At 59.7% G+C, this 15,864-nt stretch carries 12 protein-coding genes; all 12 read left to right on the forward strand.

The genetic code is table 11. From position 1 onward, the window contains the following. Positions 1-295: 295 nt before the first annotated feature. A complete protein-coding gene (locus tag J3U87_RS14800) occupies positions 296-1,351 on the forward strand; it encodes an AAA family ATPase (RefSeq protein WP_237383828.1) in 1,056 nt (351 codons plus the stop codon). Then, a complete protein-coding gene (locus J3U87_RS14805; protein WP_237383829.1) occupies positions 1,344-3,140 on the forward strand; it encodes a hypothetical protein in 1,797 nt (598 codons plus the stop codon). Before J3U87_RS14800 ends, J3U87_RS14805 begins: the two co-directional genes overlap by 8 nt. Before the next feature lie 5 nt (positions 3,141-3,145). Beyond that, the gene (locus J3U87_RS14810; protein ID WP_237384501.1) at positions 3,146-4,066 is read left to right on the forward strand and encodes an ABC transporter ATP-binding protein; all 921 of its coding nucleotides are present in this window, start codon (positions 3,146-3,148) and stop codon (positions 4,064-4,066) included. A gap of 54 nt (positions 4,067-4,120) precedes the next feature. After that, positions 4,121-5,611 carry an ABC transporter permease gene (locus J3U87_RS14815; RefSeq protein ID WP_237383830.1) on the forward strand — a complete coding sequence of 497 codons (1,491 nt, stop codon included), beginning with the start codon at positions 4,121-4,123 and terminating at the stop codon, positions 5,609-5,611. Next, a complete protein-coding gene (locus tag J3U87_RS14820; RefSeq protein WP_237383831.1) occupies positions 5,608-6,477 on the forward strand; it encodes a DUF58 domain-containing protein in 870 nt (289 codons plus the stop codon). Before J3U87_RS14815 ends, J3U87_RS14820 begins: the two co-directional genes overlap by 4 nt. Before the next feature lie 100 nt (positions 6,478-6,577). After that, positions 6,578-8,335 (forward strand): vWA domain-containing protein, encoded by a 1,758-nt coding sequence (locus J3U87_RS14825; RefSeq protein WP_237383832.1) that lies wholly within the window; start codon positions 6,578-6,580, stop codon positions 8,333-8,335. Beyond that, entirely contained in the window at positions 8,329-11,106 is a 2,778-nt protein-coding gene (locus tag J3U87_RS14830; protein ID WP_237383833.1) for a VWA domain-containing protein, read from the forward strand. Before J3U87_RS14825 ends, J3U87_RS14830 begins: the two co-directional genes overlap by 7 nt. Before the next feature lie 396 nt (positions 11,107-11,502). Continuing rightward, a complete protein-coding gene (locus J3U87_RS14835) occupies positions 11,503-12,066 on the forward strand; it encodes a 3'-5' exonuclease (protein ID WP_237383834.1) in 564 nt (187 codons plus the stop codon). Positions 12,067-12,557: 491 nt separating this feature from the next. Continuing rightward, complete coding sequence (locus tag J3U87_RS14840) at positions 12,558-12,761, forward strand: hypothetical protein (RefSeq protein WP_237383835.1); 204 nt, start codon at positions 12,558-12,560, stop codon at positions 12,759-12,761. Positions 12,762-13,018: 257 nt separating this feature from the next. Further along, a complete protein-coding gene (locus tag J3U87_RS14845; RefSeq protein WP_237383836.1) occupies positions 13,019-13,228 on the forward strand; it encodes a hypothetical protein in 210 nt (69 codons plus the stop codon). Between the two features lie 224 nt (positions 13,229-13,452). Continuing rightward, complete coding sequence (locus J3U87_RS14850; protein ID WP_237383837.1) at positions 13,453-13,653, forward strand: hypothetical protein; 201 nt, start codon at positions 13,453-13,455, stop codon at positions 13,651-13,653. 125 nt (positions 13,654-13,778) lie between these two features. After that, a complete protein-coding gene (locus J3U87_RS14855) occupies positions 13,779-15,248 on the forward strand; it encodes a vWA domain-containing protein (protein ID WP_237383838.1) in 1,470 nt (489 codons plus the stop codon). Positions 15,249-15,864 lie beyond the last annotated feature (616 nt).

Genomic DNA, 15,864 nt, shown 5'->3' on the forward strand with positions numbered 1-15,864 from the left:
AAATATCGTCTAAGTGACACGATGTATTCGTCTCACCCTTGCTCCCTCAGTATCGGTCTCCAGTGATCCCGCGAATGGCCCTCGAATCCTCGCGGACACGCCCGAAACAGAAATGCCCCATCCCGGCCAGGCGGTTCGATCGCGATGGCCAATTCTGTGGCTTACCCCAAGAGAACCAAAAGTTTGCTGGGAGCGTTGGAGACGCACTGGTACAATTTTGGAGCCTTCCTGGATTCCTTTTTCACCCTGTCATCCGTGCTTGGATGTGTGAAGTCCGACCGTCACGAGGTTTTTCATGAGTGCGCCGACTGCCGCCAACCAATTGGTCCCGCCCGAAGTTCTCGAAGTGGCGAAAAGCTATACCGACCACACCTTGGAGCAATTGGACAAGATCCTGTTGGGCCGATCGCAGCTTCACCGCCTGGTGCTCATCGCCGTTTTGGCGCGTGGCCACCTTTTGCTGGAGGGCATGCCCGGTTTGGGAAAAACCGAATTGGTAAAGGCGCTCGGAGCCATTTTGGACCTGGATTTCAAGCGGGTCCAGTTTACGCCGGACCTGATGCCCTCGGACATCCTGGGTGCGCACATCCTGCAGGAAACCGCGACGGGCGGACGCGAGATGAGTTTCCGGCCCGGACCGGTGTTCACGAATATTCTGTTGGCCGACGAAATCAACCGCGCTTCGCCAAAAACCCAGTCCGCGCTCCTGGAGGCCATGCAGGAGGGTGCGGTGACGCTCTTGGGGGAAACGCGTCCCTTGCCCTCGCCGTTCTTCGTGCTGGCGTCCCAGAACCCGATCGACCTGGAGGGCACCTATCCCTTGCCCGAGGCCCAGCTCGATCGTTTCCTGTTCAAGCTGGAGGTGGGTACGCCCGAAGTGGACGTGCTGGCGCAGATCATCGGTACCCGGCGCCGCGGCCTGGCACCCAAACCCGATTGGCGCCTCTCGCGGGAGGAGTTGGCCAAACTGTTCGGCGTGCTGGAGCATATTTTCGTGCCCAAGCCGGTTTGTCAGTTCATCAGCCGCCTGGTGGCCGCGAGTCATCCCGAGCATCCCCTGGCGCCGGCCCTGGTGAAGGAAAACGTGTCGTTCGGTGCCTCGCCCCGAGCCGCGATCGCGATCGCCGAGGCAGTTCGTGCCCTGGCCCTGATCGAGGGCCGCCCCACGGCGGGTTTCGAGGATGTGCGGGTCGTGGCGGAATCCGCGTTGAACCATCGTTTGATTTTGAAGTACCAGGCCAAGGTAAACGGCGTCACCAGCCGCGATCTCATTCAAGCGCTGCTGGCGGAGATCACCCAGGACGACCTGACCCTGCCGAAAGGGGTTTCGTTGGAGGATCGCCGTGCCTAGACGGGGGCTCACCGCGCTGGTTCTCTGGTTGACGGGTACGCTGCTCTTCGCCAGCACACCGCGCTATTCCGAGGATTACGGCAGCCTGTTCATCCAGGCTCGCCAAACCCCGTCCGCCCTCAGCGGCCACGGTTACACCTCGCTCGAGTTCGATCTCGTCAACAAGCTGGATTCACGGCCGTTGGAGGTGAAAATCTCGCTTTTCGCCGGCTATCACCTTTACAGCAACAACGATGCGGAATTGGCCTACGGGCGCACCTTTTCCCTTTCTGCCGGCGAATCGCGTCGCGTGCGCGTTCCCTTTTGGCGGTGGTGTGGCCAACCCGACCGGGCCCAGATCTGGCTCGATGGCAAGGCCATGGAGAATCTGTTGTTGGTGCCGATGGGCCACGAGGCGGTTCCGAACGCGCCCAATTTTGGCGTGGTTACGGTTCTTTTCAGCAAATCGATCGAGGCACCGGAAGATATCGCCCATCTTGCCGAAAACCCACAAGTGCAGCACGATGGATCATCGGTCAAAACGAGTGCCGGAACCGCGGGATACCTGGAGGCCGATCAAAGTGACATCGAACGCTGGAGCGATTTCTGGTTGGATTACACCCAGTTCGACATGGTGGCGCTGACCGGCAGCGATTGGTCCTCGTTGACGGGAGGCCAGCGCGAGGCGTTGCGGACCTACGTCCACGCCGGAGGTATCCTGCTTTTGGATCGGAGCACGAACCTACCCCATGAGTTGAAGCCTCGAGATCACCAAACCCGTCTGGGGATGCCGCTGAGTTTTGTGGGATTCGGCCTGGTGTATGCCTGTGCCGGCAGCTTGACCGACTTGAGTGCCGAACAGTGGTACCTGTTTTTGGACGACTCGATCGCAAACGGGAAACGTTGGGAGCAAACGCTCGGAAACGCGCTGCAAAACAACGAATTGTTTTCGGTCATCGAGGGTTTGGGGATTCCCGTTCGGTCCTTCATCGTTTTGCTGATCGTGTTCGTTTTGTTGATCGGGCCCCTGAACCTGTTGTTCGTGATCAAGAAGGGTCGCCGCATCTGGATATTCTGGACCATTCCCCTGCTTTCGATTTTTGCAACCGGTTCGTTGGTTGCGGCCGCCCTGGTATCCGACGGTCTCAGCATCAAGTTGCGCTCGGTGGGTTTCACCCTTCTCGACCAGACTCGGCATCGCGCCATCAGTGTGGGCACCACGGGGGTCTATTCGCCGCTCACCTCGTCGCAGGGTTTGCAATTCGGAGCCGGTACCGAGATCTTTCCGATGTTTCAGCAGCAATCCGGCAACCGCGGCGTGTCTCTGGATGGCGGCCAGATCCTCACCAACGGATGGCTCCGCGCCCGCTTGCCGTTCCATTACCAGGAACGCAAGGTGGAGCTGCGGCGGGAACGCCTGGTGATGGAATCGAAGGACGGGCGCACGATCGAGGTGACCAACGGCCTGGGTGTTCACATCGAGGAATTGTGGGTCGCCAATGGGGCGGGTCGTATCTTTCGTGCCATCGAAATCGAGCCCGGTGGTCGGGTCCGGGCCCAGCCGGATCCGAGCCTCCAGGCCACCGCCGTGCCCCCTTCGTTGTGCCGCGAGGCGTATTTCCTGCCGTGGAACAAGGACGTCAAAGAATTCGAGGCGCGTTTCCGGCCCTCCGCCAACCAGATTTTCCTGAACCCACATGACTATCTTGCCGTGGTTCGCGGGACGCCGTTTCTGGATACGACGCTCTCGGAAGACATCGAGCGCAGCAGCAAGACGTTGGTCTACGGCATCCGGGAAGGTGCCCCTTGAGAATCGTGGTGGAGGATTTGAAGCGCTATTTCGGAGAAACGAAAGCGGTCGACGGCATCAGCTTTTCGATCGAGGAAGGGGCGATCTACGGTTTCGTGGGTCCCAACGGTGCGGGCAAGACGACCACGATGCGCATCATGGCCACGCTGGACGAACCCACCTCCGGCGACGTCCGCATCGGTGGGGTCTCCATCATCGAACGTCCCGAGCAGGTGCGGCGCTATATCGGATTCATGCCGGATGCGCTTCCCAACCACCGCGACATGACGATTACCGAATACCTGGATTTCTTTGCCCGCGCCCACGGTATCAAGGGACCGCAGCGGGCGCGCACGCTCACCGATGTCCAGGCCTTCACCGGCGTGACGCCGATCCAACACAAGAGCTTGAATCAGTTGTCCAAGGGCATGAAACAACGGGTCAGCCTGGCTCGGGCACTGATTCACGATCCGCAGTTCCTCATTATGGACGAGCCGGCGGCGGGCCTGGATCCCAAAGCCAGAGTCGAATTGCGCGAATTGATCCGGGCGCTGGCCCGTCAGGGCAAGTCGATCTTCATCAGCTCGCACATTCTCGGTGAACTCACGGAAATCTGCGACGGCACGGTCATCATCGAACAGGGCCGGCTGTTGCGGGCCGGGAAGATTCACGATCTGCTGCACCAGGATCAACCCCATTGCCACTACTGGATCGCCGCCCGCTGCGAGCCCCACCGCCTACTCGAAACCTGCATGACGCTGCCTTTGGTGGAGGAAGTCGAGATCGTGGGTCAGGAGGTCCGCGTGCAGCTCCCGCTCACCGACGAAGCACCCGTCACCTTGTTGAACCACCTGGTGACCAGCGGTCTGGCGGTCCACGAATTTCGACGTCAACGGGCCGATCTGGAGCAGATGTTCATGAAGGTCACGGCGGGAAAGATTCATTAGGGGTCGGGGGCACCGCTCTCGACGGGAAAGAAGCCACGGAGGAGGAACAAGCACATGAACGCCGTTCGCACATGGTGGAGCCGGCTCGACGACCTGATCAATCCGGTCGTGGTCAAGGAAGTGCGTCAAGCCGTGCGTGGTCGCTTCGTTTCGGTCACCTTGAATTGCTTCCTGCTGGCCCTCCTGGCCACCAGCTCCGCCCTGTTGCCCGAATACGCCAATCCCGCCAATATCTATCATCGGGGCTACGAACTGATGCAGATTCTGGTGGGTATTCTGCTGTTCACCACACTGATCTTCGTGCCCATCGCTTCCGGCGTGCGTCTCGCGCTCGAGCGCTCGGGCGACAACATCGACCTGCTCTACATTTCGGCGATCTCCCCGCGATCGATCGTGCTGGGCAAAATGCTGGCCTCGAGCCTGGTCACCGCCCTGTTTTTCTTTGCCGCGGCACCCTTCATCACCATGACCTACTTTCTGCGCGGCACGGACTTCGTCGCGATCATGGTCTCCCTGTTTGTCGCCTACCTGGCGGTTCTCGGTACCATCCAATTGGCGATCTGTCTCGCCTGCTTCAAGACTCCGACGGCGATGAAGGTCATTCTTGCCGCGGGTTTTCTGGTGCTCGCCCTGTTCATCTTCGGTGGGACCATGGATCTCTTGAGTGATATCAACCGCCGGGGCCTGGGTGGCCTGGTATTCCGCGGAGGCCTATGGGAACGGATTCTGGTGTTGCTCAGCATCGGCGTCATCGGCGGCCTGGGTTTGTTTTTTGTCTCCGTGGCACTCATCAAACCGGACTCCGCCAACAAGGGCAGGCAACCGCGCGCGTTTTTCTTCGTGGCCTGGACCCTTGTCTGCCTGACCATGGTGGTCTTCGACGCCAGCACCGACGTGTTGGAGGTGGGGGCCGTGTTCGGCCTCACCGCCGGCATCGTCGGCATGCTCGTGGCCGTGTCGGAACGGGACGACCCAGGCCTGCGGGTAAGGCGGGAAATTCCCGTTGCCGGTTGGCGTCGCGCGATCGCCTTCGCTTTTTTCAGCGGGTCGGCGTCGGGCATGGTCTGGTCTGTCCTGATGATGATGGCGGCGATCGGCTTCTCTTCGGGGTTCGTACGGTCCGGGATCTGGAATTCGATGGAAGAGATCATGGTGGGCGTGTCGCTCTACACGGTGTTTTACGGACTCGCCGCCCACCTGCTGCACCGCCATTGGCTGAAACGATTTTTTGGAAGAGGATGGACCTGGCTGGCTTCACTGGTGTTATTGGGATTGGGCATGTTCGTGCCTTGGGCTTTGGGCGCGTTGCTCTTTCCTCAAAAGTGGAGTGACGGCGATCTTTCGCCCTATTTCTTTCTGTGGAATCCCTTCACGCTGTCCAGTCATTCCCATCGGCCTCTGTCCCTGGCCATGGCCTCGATTTTCGTGGTGATCCTCGTGGTCCTGCGCCATCGTTGGTTCTTCACCTGCTGGTCCAAATTCAAGGCCGAGGTACCCTCGGAGCCTCCACCCCGGCGCGGCACCGAAATACGGGGTGTCGCATGACTCGACTTCGGCGCGACTTCCTCGAGCGGGGCTTTGCCCACGGCACGCATTTCGCCCTGGCGCCGCCCCGCACACACGTGCGCGGCCGACTTGGGTTCCATCAGGCGAAAGCCTCGGGTAGCTCCTTGGAGTACAAGGATTTCCGCGATTATCAACCCGGCGATGATCTGCGCCATATCGACTGGTCGGCCTACGCCCGCACCGATCGGCTGACCATCAAACGCTTCCACGAAGAGGTCAATCCCTTTCTCGATCTCATTTTGGACAATTCGCGTTCGATGGATTTGCCCGATTCGCCCAAGGGTGGCGCCGCCGCCGGTCTTGCGGCGTTTTTCGTGGCCGCCGCCATCAACGCGGGTTTTTCCTTCCGCACCTGGTTGGCGAGTGAAGAGGTAGTGCCCTTGGATCACGGCGAAGCGCCCCCCTCGGCTTGGCGCGGCGAGCTGTTTGGAGATACCCGGTCGCCGGATCGCGGGCTCCTTGCCCCCCACCGTTTTCGACCGCGCGGTATTCGCATCTTCGTTTCGGATCTCATGTGGCGTGCCGATCCGACCCCGATCCTCAACAATTTGTGTCGCGGTGCTTCGAGTGTCTTGATCGTCCAGGTTTTGGCCCGGCAGGATGTGACCCCCTTGCAGGGCGGCAAGGTGCGCTTGGTCGACGCCGAAACCGGATCCGTACGGGAGCTGATGCTCAATGCGGCCAGCCTGGATCGCTACCAGCAGGCTTTTGCGCGTCATGGCCAGCTTTGGCGCGATGCGGCCATGCGGCACGGCGCGGTTCTGGCCCAATCCATCGCCGAAGATCTGGTGGTCGATTGGCGACTTCCGGATATCCTGTTCCATCAAAGCCTGGTGATGTGTTGATGGTTTCTCTCTTCGTGGGTTCGCGCCGGGAGACCCGGATTCGACGCCATCGCGTTCCGTTTCGGGTTTGTCGTTCATTGATTTCAGGATCGTTGAAACCATGACTTTCGCTTTTCCCCTCGCCCTTTGGGGCCTACTCGCCATTCCGGCCTTACTCGCCATCTATTTCCTGATCGGGCGAGCCGTGCCTCGCCGGGTCTCCAGCCTTTTCCTTTGGGTAGGGGAACAGCACGCACCCAGCGAGGGCGCGCGGTTTCGACGCCTGGATCGCGCCTGGATCCTGTTGTTGGAAATCCTGCTGTTGTTGCTGTTGGTTTTTGCCGCCGCTCGCCCGGTGGTGACGGTGCGGAGCGATGCCGTACCCCTGGCCCTGGTGCTCGACCAATCGTTTTCGATGGCCGCGGCTCGCGAGGGGCGTCCGGTTCGCGATTGGGCGTACGCCGGATTGGCGGAAATCGTCGAGGATCGCCGCTATTCGTCCTTCTTTTTTGTATTGGCGGGCGAAAAACCGGTGTTGCTGCCACCGCCCAGTGATGCGCCATCCTCGACCGACTTGCTCGCTACGGCCCTGCCGCAATGGACCTGTGAGGCCGCCGGCGCCGACCTGACGGGCGCGCTGGCTCTCGCCCGTCAGGTGGGTGGACCCCTGGCGCAGATCGTCGTCCTGACCGATCGGCCACCCCCGAGTCCTGACGTGGCCGATGGTGTGCTGTGGGCGGCATTCGGAGTGCCACAACCCAATGCCGCTTTGGTCAACGGCGTACGAACCCTGGATTCCGGCCGCGATCGCTGCCTTTTGGAAATCGCCAATCTGGGTGAGGTCTCGAAGGAGATCGAGCTCACCATGGACGGCTCGCCACCGCGCCGGCAAATATGGTCGTTCGCCGCGGGAGAGCGCAAACTGCTCCGATTCGACATTGAGCCAGGTCGCGATGTGGTGCGTTTTCAACTGGCTGAAGACGCCTTGGACCGCGATAACGCGGTGGTTCTGGCCCGTCCTTTCGAGCGCAGTATCGGGGCTGCCGTGCGCGTGGACAACCAGGCTCGGCGACGCTTGGTGGAAGCCGCACTCTACGCGTCTCCATTCGCGCGTCCGGTTCGTGCCCAGCCGGAATTGCTGATTACCGACGCGCCCTACCGATTCGACGGCGCCGCCAACCGACCATGGGTCCTGGAGCTTCACACCGCGGCCAAACCCCTGGCCTATACGGGCCCATTCGTGACCTATACCAGCCATCCTCTGTGCGAAGGGCTCGGTCTGGCCGGGGTCATTTGGGGGGCCGACACCCGTAGCTTGAATGGCCTGCCGTTGATCACCGCGGGCGATCTCACGCTCTTCAGCGAGGAACGCCGCTCGGGAACGCCCTATTTTCACCTTCAGTACAACAACGACCGCGGCAACCTGCACCAGACACCCAATTGGCCGATCCTGTTCGACAACCTGGTACGACTGCGCGCTTCGGAGTTGGATGGCCTGGATGCCGCCAACTGGCGACTGGGTAGTGAGGTCGTATTGCGTACCCGTGCCACGGGTGAGACCGTCACGCTGTCGGGGCCGGGTGGCTCGGAACGGGCATGGGTCGTGGATCGCGACCGGATCGAACTTCCCACCCCGAAACCGGGTCTGTACCAGGTGGCGGGTGGTGGCGTGGAACTTACCTTCGCCGTCAATGCCTTGGACCAGGGTGAATCCGACCTGCGGAGAACCGCTTCCGGAACCTGGGGTACCTGGCGTGCCTCCGAGGAGCGCCATCCCGACAGCCGTGAGCTGACCCTGCCCCTGTTGTTGGTCGCACTTTCGGGGCTGTTGCTGCACGGATTTGTCCTGCGTCGCCGCAAAGCGGAGGTGGCATGGTGATGTTGCAACAGCCCGCCTGGCTTTTAATGTGTGTGCCCGTCCTCGTGATGTGCTGGTTCTGGCGCACTTCCTCCCGAGTCGAAACCGCGATCCGGGCCATTTTGCTATGCCTTTTGTTGTTTGTGTTGGCCGGTCCGCGCTTCGAGCGCGATGCCCGGGCCGGATCCTTGATCGTCGTCGCCGATCGAAGCACGTCCATGCCCACCGAAGTTCAGTCGCGACTCGAGGAAACGCTTCAGATTCTCGAGGAGGATCGGCCCCACGATGCCCGTCTGGGCTTGGTCTCCTTCGGCACGACCGCGATGACCGAGGGCTTCTCCGAATCGGGACCGCCGGTGATTGCCGGGGTTCTCAATCCCAATGGTTCCAATCTCGAAGGAGGTCTCCAACGGGCCTTGAGTCTGATTCCACCGGATCAGGGGGGCCGTGTTCTGGTCATCAGTGACGGTCGCTGGACCGGTCGAGATCCGCAAAAGGCGGCGGCCGACGCCGCCGCTCGGGGAATTGCCATCGATTTTCGTGAGTTGTCGCGGGGAGAACGGGACCCGGTGGCTGTGGTCAGTGTGGATGCACCGCGCGAAGTGGCGCCAGGAGAGGGATTTGTCATCAGCGCCTGGGTACGGGCCGATGTGGCTCAGAAGGTCGTGGTGACCCTGATGCGCGACGGCCTCGTGATGGCTCGCGGAGATCATTCCTTGCGGAGTGGGGCCAACCGGTTGGCTTTTCGCGATCTGGCCTCCGAGCCCGGAACCCATGGCTACGTGCTCCTGATCGAAGGCGATGGGCCGGACGGCATTCCCGAAAACAATCGAGCCGAATTCATCTTGGGTGTTCGTGGACCCAAACCCGTGCTTCACCTCGGCTCGAGCGATGACAGCATGTTGCCGGAAACCCTGCGTCGGGGCAACCTGGCGTTGGTTCACCGGGATGCCGGCCAAATGAGCTGGAACCTGACCGAATTGTCGCGATATTCGGCCGTGGTTCTGGAGAATGTTCCCGCGTCCGACATCGGAGAGCGAGGTCTGGAGATCTTGGCGGCCTGGGTTCGGGAAAGCGGCGGCGGTTTGTTGGTTTCCGGAGGCGAGAACAGCTTCGGCCCGGGTGGATATTATCGTTCACCGCTGGATCCGCTGCTGCCGGTTTCGATGGAATTGAGACGTGAACACCGCAAGGAGTCGCTGTGTATCGTCATCGCCCTCGATCGTTCGGGCAGTATGGGTGCTGCCGTCAGCGGGCACCACACCAAAATGGATTTGGCCAATCTGGCCTCGGCCGAGGTACTGCATCTTTTGTCGAGTTTGGATGAATACGGCCACATCGTCGTCGACAGCGAGGCGCACGTGGTGATCAATCGTCGCCCCGCCACGCAAAAGGCCGCCATGCGGGGGCGTATTCTCTCGGTCGAGTCGGCTGGCGGCGGAATATTCGTCTACGAGGCCCTGTCGCATGCGGCGCGGATGATCCTCAGTTCCCAGGCCAGTTCGCGACACATCATTCTCTTTGCGGATGCCGCCGATGCCGAGCAACCAGGCGAGTATCGCCGTCTTTTGGCGCAGCTCGGCAAGGCCGATATCACCGTCAGCGTGGTGGGTCTCGGCAACGATCAGGATGTCGATGCGCCCTTGCTTTCGGAAATCGCCCAGCTCGGCGGTGGACGCGTTTATTTCACGCAAAACCCAAAGGCCTTGCCGCGCATTTTTGCTCAGGAAACTTTCGTCGTCGCCCGCAGTGCCTTCATCAAGGAACCCACGAGTGGGAAGTTTACGCCAGGCATGACGGTCCTGGGCCCGCGGGAATGGTCGGCCGCGCCCCGCCTGAACGGTTACAACTTGACCTATGCGCGTGATGAGGCCAACCTCGCGTGGCTCACGGCCGACGATCACCGGGCCCCGCTGCTCGCCACTTGGCATGCCGGCACCGGACGTGTGGCCGCCTTCACCGGCGAAGCGGCGGGAACCTTCAGCGGAGATCTGCTCGATTGGTCCGATTACGGTCACTTTTGGGCCACCGTGACGCGATGGTGTGCCGGCGCCGGGACGCGTTTGCCCGACAACAGCGTGTTCACCCAGGAACTGGATCGCGGGGTGCTTCGGATGCGGTTGCATCTGGATCCCCTGCGCGATCGCGATCCCTTCGACGTCCAGCCCACGGTTTCGCTGCTGCGCACCCAGGCCGACCGCACACCATCTTCCGAAGAGTTGCGATTGGTTTGGGAGAGTCCCGATGTGCTGCAGGCCGAACTCACACTCGAGGGACGGGAAACAGTGTTGCCGACGCTTCACTTCGGCCAAGATCTGCACTGGCAGATGGCCCCGGTCCGCTTGCCCTATTCACCCGAGGCCGCGCCGTCCGATGGCACCAGGGGGCGGGTGACCCTCGAACGGTTGGCTTCGTTCGGCGCAGGTCGTGAGCGCTTGAATCTCGGTGGCTATTGGCGAGATGTTCCGCTGGTCCGCAAATACGTCGATCTGCGGCCCTGGTTCTGCCTGGCTGCATTGCTGTTGATTTTGGGTCTCGTGGCCGAACGCCGAACGGGACTACTCGCGGGTCGTCTGCAGCGAAGTCGCCTCGTTCGGACGGTGCCAACTAGCCCGTCCATGGAGGAATCCAGTCCATCTTCGCGAACGTCGGGCGACCAAACCGTCGAAGCCGGCAAGGCCACCCCGGTTCGGAGAAAAACCGATGACGATGCGGGACAGCGGGAGTCCGGCGGATTGGGTGCGGCCCTGAGTCAGGCTCGCGACCAGGCCGATAAACGCATCGGGAAATAGGCGGTACGGAGAAAGGTCCGCACCGACGAGCGTGGCACGGTGGGCGCGAGTTCGGTGACGAAAACGGACGCCATGTTTTTGAGGGCGTATCCAAGCGGCTAGTTGTTTATGAAAATCTATCCATCGAGATGTGTCTCATCCGTGGGTGACCCTGGTCGATCCAGATCGTTGTCTCCAGCTTCGCCGTTGTCGAGCTGTTCGGTTCCGAGACTGAACGAGGGTGGGGAAGAAGAATGGCTTGCGCGGAAAGCCGTGACCCGCAAGGGATTGGTCGCATAGAATTTTGGGAGACGGCCATTGAATTCTATTGTGACGACAAAGAGACGAATAAATGGCACGCATATCGCACTGCCGTTCCCGGAATCAAACAGACACGTCTTTTCATTGGATACTCAAATGGCTCGTTTACTGGATCAACTCATCATCATCGATATCGAGGCAACCTGCTGGCAGGGAAAGGTACCCAGCGGCATGGTCAGCGATATCATCGAAATCGGGGTGTGCACGCTGGACCTCGCCACGGGCGAGCGCCTGGAAAAAGAAAGTATTTTGGTTCGGCCGCAGCGGTCGACGGTCAGCCCCTTTTGCACCGAGTTGACCACCTTGACCCAAGCTCGGGTGGACGGGGGTTGCACTTTTTCCAAAGCCTGCACCCACCTTGTCGAGACCTACAAAACGAAACGGCGCCCCTGGGCGAGCTGGGGCGATTACGATCGCCGCCAGTTCGAGCGCCAATGCCGCGACACCGGGGAGCCCTACCCTTTCGGTACGTCCCATCTCAATTTGAAGAGCCTTTTTTCGCTGCTGTGCGGACATCGGCGGGAACTGGGCATGGCACGTGCGTTGGATCACCTGGGCCTCACATTGGAGGGCACCCATCACCGCGGAGACGACGATGCGTGGAATATCGGAGCCGTCGCATCGCACCTGTTGAAGCGATATCGCGGGTTGGCCGCTTGAGATGTCTCACAGAACGCGTTGGCGGCATGCCGAAGCCGGAATGATTGCCGTAATATATAAAGCACCCCTCAAAGTTTCTTTCTCTTCATAATCTCGCAAATCGTTTCTCAACAAAGATCGTCACAAATCCATCCCAAAAAAGTCGCAAAAAAAGAAGAAAAAAATAATTGACAACTTATCGCGCTCCACCTTATGATGAACGCGAACGGTTTCGGAACCGTAATAAGTGGAGTTGTGGTAATGAACTGCAAAACATTCAAACTGATCATGACGCGATTTGAACTGACCGCACCGGCAAGTTTCGGTGTAGGCCAGATCGTCGCTGGAAATGATTGGCAGCTCCGCTGCTGCAGAGGTGGACCCACCTTGTGAACGGCATAACCGTTCGGTGAAAAAAGCCCACTTTTGCAACTCGGCAAAAGTGGGCTTTTTTCATTTCGAGAACCGGTAACTACGAGCGAACTGCTTTACTTCCAGCTAGGAGGGGCTACATGGATATCACTTTCGATTCCCTTTCAATCCGTATCACCAAGAGCGCGAACGGCTCGGGTTGTGAACTGTTCGTTCATATTCAGTTTCAGAATGAAGAAGGTGAACCCTGTTCTTTTGAAACAGGTGAAACGAGTACGGCAGGATCGGAAACCGAATTATTTTCATCTTTCGAGCCCCGTGCTTCGTCCGAGGAGAATGACTGATCTCTGAACCCTTCACCGCCTTATGTGGCATCCGATCGGCTCTGATTGAAAAAATACTGGTTTCAATCGCGCTGTGGTGCCGTGTGAACTCAATTATCTAAACCCCACATTCAAGCTTGTTCTCATAGTAATAAAAGGATGACTCTCGCAGTTTTTCCGAGAACCTGTTTCGACCTGTTTCGACACGTCGGCTTCGACGTCGTTCGACACTGCACCGAAACTGGGGGATCCCCTATTTGCACCGAGGAGGTGCCGACATGTTACTCGTGGATTTCAACGGACATCGATATCGACTCAAGCGCGGTGACCTGAACGTGACCGCACGTACCAAGGGCCATGTGATCAAGGAAATGCTGGCCGGCTACTTTCACGTCGATGTGACCCTGTTCGATCCATACGTCGTCGAGTGGGGACAGCGTGGCGAGTTGCGGGTCTACCGCGGCGGGAGTTGCCCGACCAACGCTTGAACGCGGCATCACCGTGTCCCGAACGGAAAAGCTTACATGCACGATCAAGGTGGCGTGGGTTCAAATCCCGCCCGGGCCGTTTCTGTGGCCCGGTAGCTCAGCGGTAGAGCGCTTGAAACGACGCTTTTCGAACTCACATGGTGATCCTGTGGTTTTCCATCTCGCGATCGGGTCGATTCTCCCCGGCTCGATCCGCTCAAGCTTCCAGGAAAAGGAGGAGGCTCGTGTTACACGTGCGCTTCGAGGGCCGTTCCCGTGACGTGCCCCTGAAACAATTGAACCTGACCGCGGCGATGAGCGACGCCCACATTTTGAGTTCGGTCGCGGACCTGCTCGAAGTGAGACGCGAACGCCTTTCGGACTACGTGGTGGACCGCCGACCCAATGGAAACCTGGTGGTTTGCCCGGAAGCCGTGTACGGCTGAGTCCCGCAACGAAGAGGGTCGCTCGTAAATTTTTTTGATCTTTTTTGAATCACACACAAATAAAAAACACTTTTTATCGATACTGCACGATGCGGAGCATCCGCTTCGTTTGCAGGAGGTTTCACATGCTGTCTCAACAATATGAACGCCATTCGCAACAAGAGCGCGACGTCCGCCTGAGCTTGATCAACAGCCTGCTCACCACGCCGCACCGCGAGCTGAAGTCCGTGGCATCGTTTCACACCGAGGCCCTGGCTTTGGATCCGCTCTTCTACGGTCATCTGGCTGTCTGGTATCTCCGCACCGGCCAAGTGCGCGACCACAAGGAAGTGTTTCTGGCGACCTTGCTGACCAGCGAATGGGAAGCCCACCGAGATGCCGGCTTCGTGATGCTCGCCGACCTGCCACCCTATCAGGTGGCGCGGGTTATCGAGTTCATGAAAGTCCACCGAGGCAAAGTGCCGCGATCGACCCGGACCGCCGTCGTGCGCTACCTGCGCCGGCGCGAATCGGATCCCTCGCGCTTTGACCGTGCCGCTTTGAGAGCCCGCAAGGCGATGAAGTACCTGTACGCCACCTTGCACATCAAACCGGCCGATCGAGCCAATCGGATCCTGTTCCGCAACGATCCTCCGCGGGACAGCCTCGCTTACAAACTCAAAACCCTGACGAAGGCCGAAGAACCCGTCGAGCAGGCCCGGATGATCGTGGAGCTGAACATTCCCTACACGATCGCCATCGGTGCGGTTCACCAAGTGACACCCACCGTTCTGTTTGCCATGGTCAATCAGATGAGTCCTCAGGAGGTCATCAACCACATGAGCTCCCTTCAAAAACGAGGCGCTTTGGATCATGCCGATGTCAAAGCTCTGATCGACCGGAAGCTGGAACAGGCCCAAAGGGACGACCGGGTTTCGGCCTACAAAGCCAAGGTGGCGATAGGTGAAGCGAAGCTGGACGAGGAGACGCGTGAGCGACTGGATGCCATTACCGAACGCAAAATTCGAGAAGCGGGACGCATTACGCGTTCGACCGCCCTGCTGGTGGACAAATCCGCTTCGATGAATACCGCGATCGAAATCGGTAAGCGTATGGCCGCCATGATCTCTTCGGTCACGGAAAGCGATCTGCACGTCGTTGCGTTCGACACGGCGCCATATCCCATCGTGGCCCAGGGCACGACCCTGGCCGATTGGGAAAAAGCCTTCAGTTGGTTACGAGCCGGCAACTGCACGTCACTGGGTGCCGGCCTCCTACCCCTGCTGAAGGGGCGCCAACCGGTCGAGCAGATCATCGTGGTCACCGACGAATGGGAAAACACCCATCCCTACTTCGTCGATGTGCTGGCTCGCTACCGGACGGAGCTCGACATCAACCCCGATGTCCTGTTCATCCACGTCGGCAACTACCGGGACACTATGTCCGGGGTGCTGACTTCCGCCGGGGTGCCGGTCGAAACCTACCGATTCGACGGCGATTACTACGCGTTACCCAACCTGTTGCCCTTGCTGTCGCGGCCCAACCGCGTGGATCTGCTGATGGACATCCTGGCCGTTCCGCTGCCGACCCGTGACGACAAGGCGCAAGTCGCCTGAGAACGGGTTCCTCCGTTTCGAGTATTACCTACCTCCCTCCGCAGCGTCCGCGGTGGGGAAAGCCGGTTCCGGTTTTCCCCACCGCCGATGTCAGTCTTCGCGAGGGCAGGCTTCATGTTTTGACTCTGGGATTAGGGCGGACTCTCCGCCCGCCCTCGTCCCCTTTTTTGACGACATTCGATTCTCCGCCCCAGTGCCTGTTGCCCCGATCCAAGCCCCGCGGCCATGCTTCGCGAGGTTTCGATCGCGGCCAAACCCGGCATCGCTCATTGACATCTCCCATGACGAAATAACGAGTTTAAAAAGACTAACTCGTGGATTCGCACCCCAACCAACGACACGTACATACTTGACTGTTAATCAAGACCGCACCCCCCAAAGGGGTGCATCCGTGCCGGTAACTCGTGCGAATTCACCTCAATTATCAATCACGATTCTCGACGATTTCGCAACCCGACTCATGGCGCATACAAACTTGACTCGCAATCAAGCCCGCACCATCGCGTGCGAACCGCGCCTTGGACTTTTGTGAAATCGCACGCTCAATTCAAACATGACGGATTCGCACCCCGACCCTTGGCGCGTACACCCTTGACTTTCAATCAAGCTCGCATCC

The sequence above is a fragment of the Sulfidibacter corallicola genome, from assembly GCF_017498545.1.
GTDB lineage: Bacteria > Acidobacteriota > Holophagae > Acanthopleuribacterales > Acanthopleuribacteraceae > Sulfidibacter > Sulfidibacter corallicola.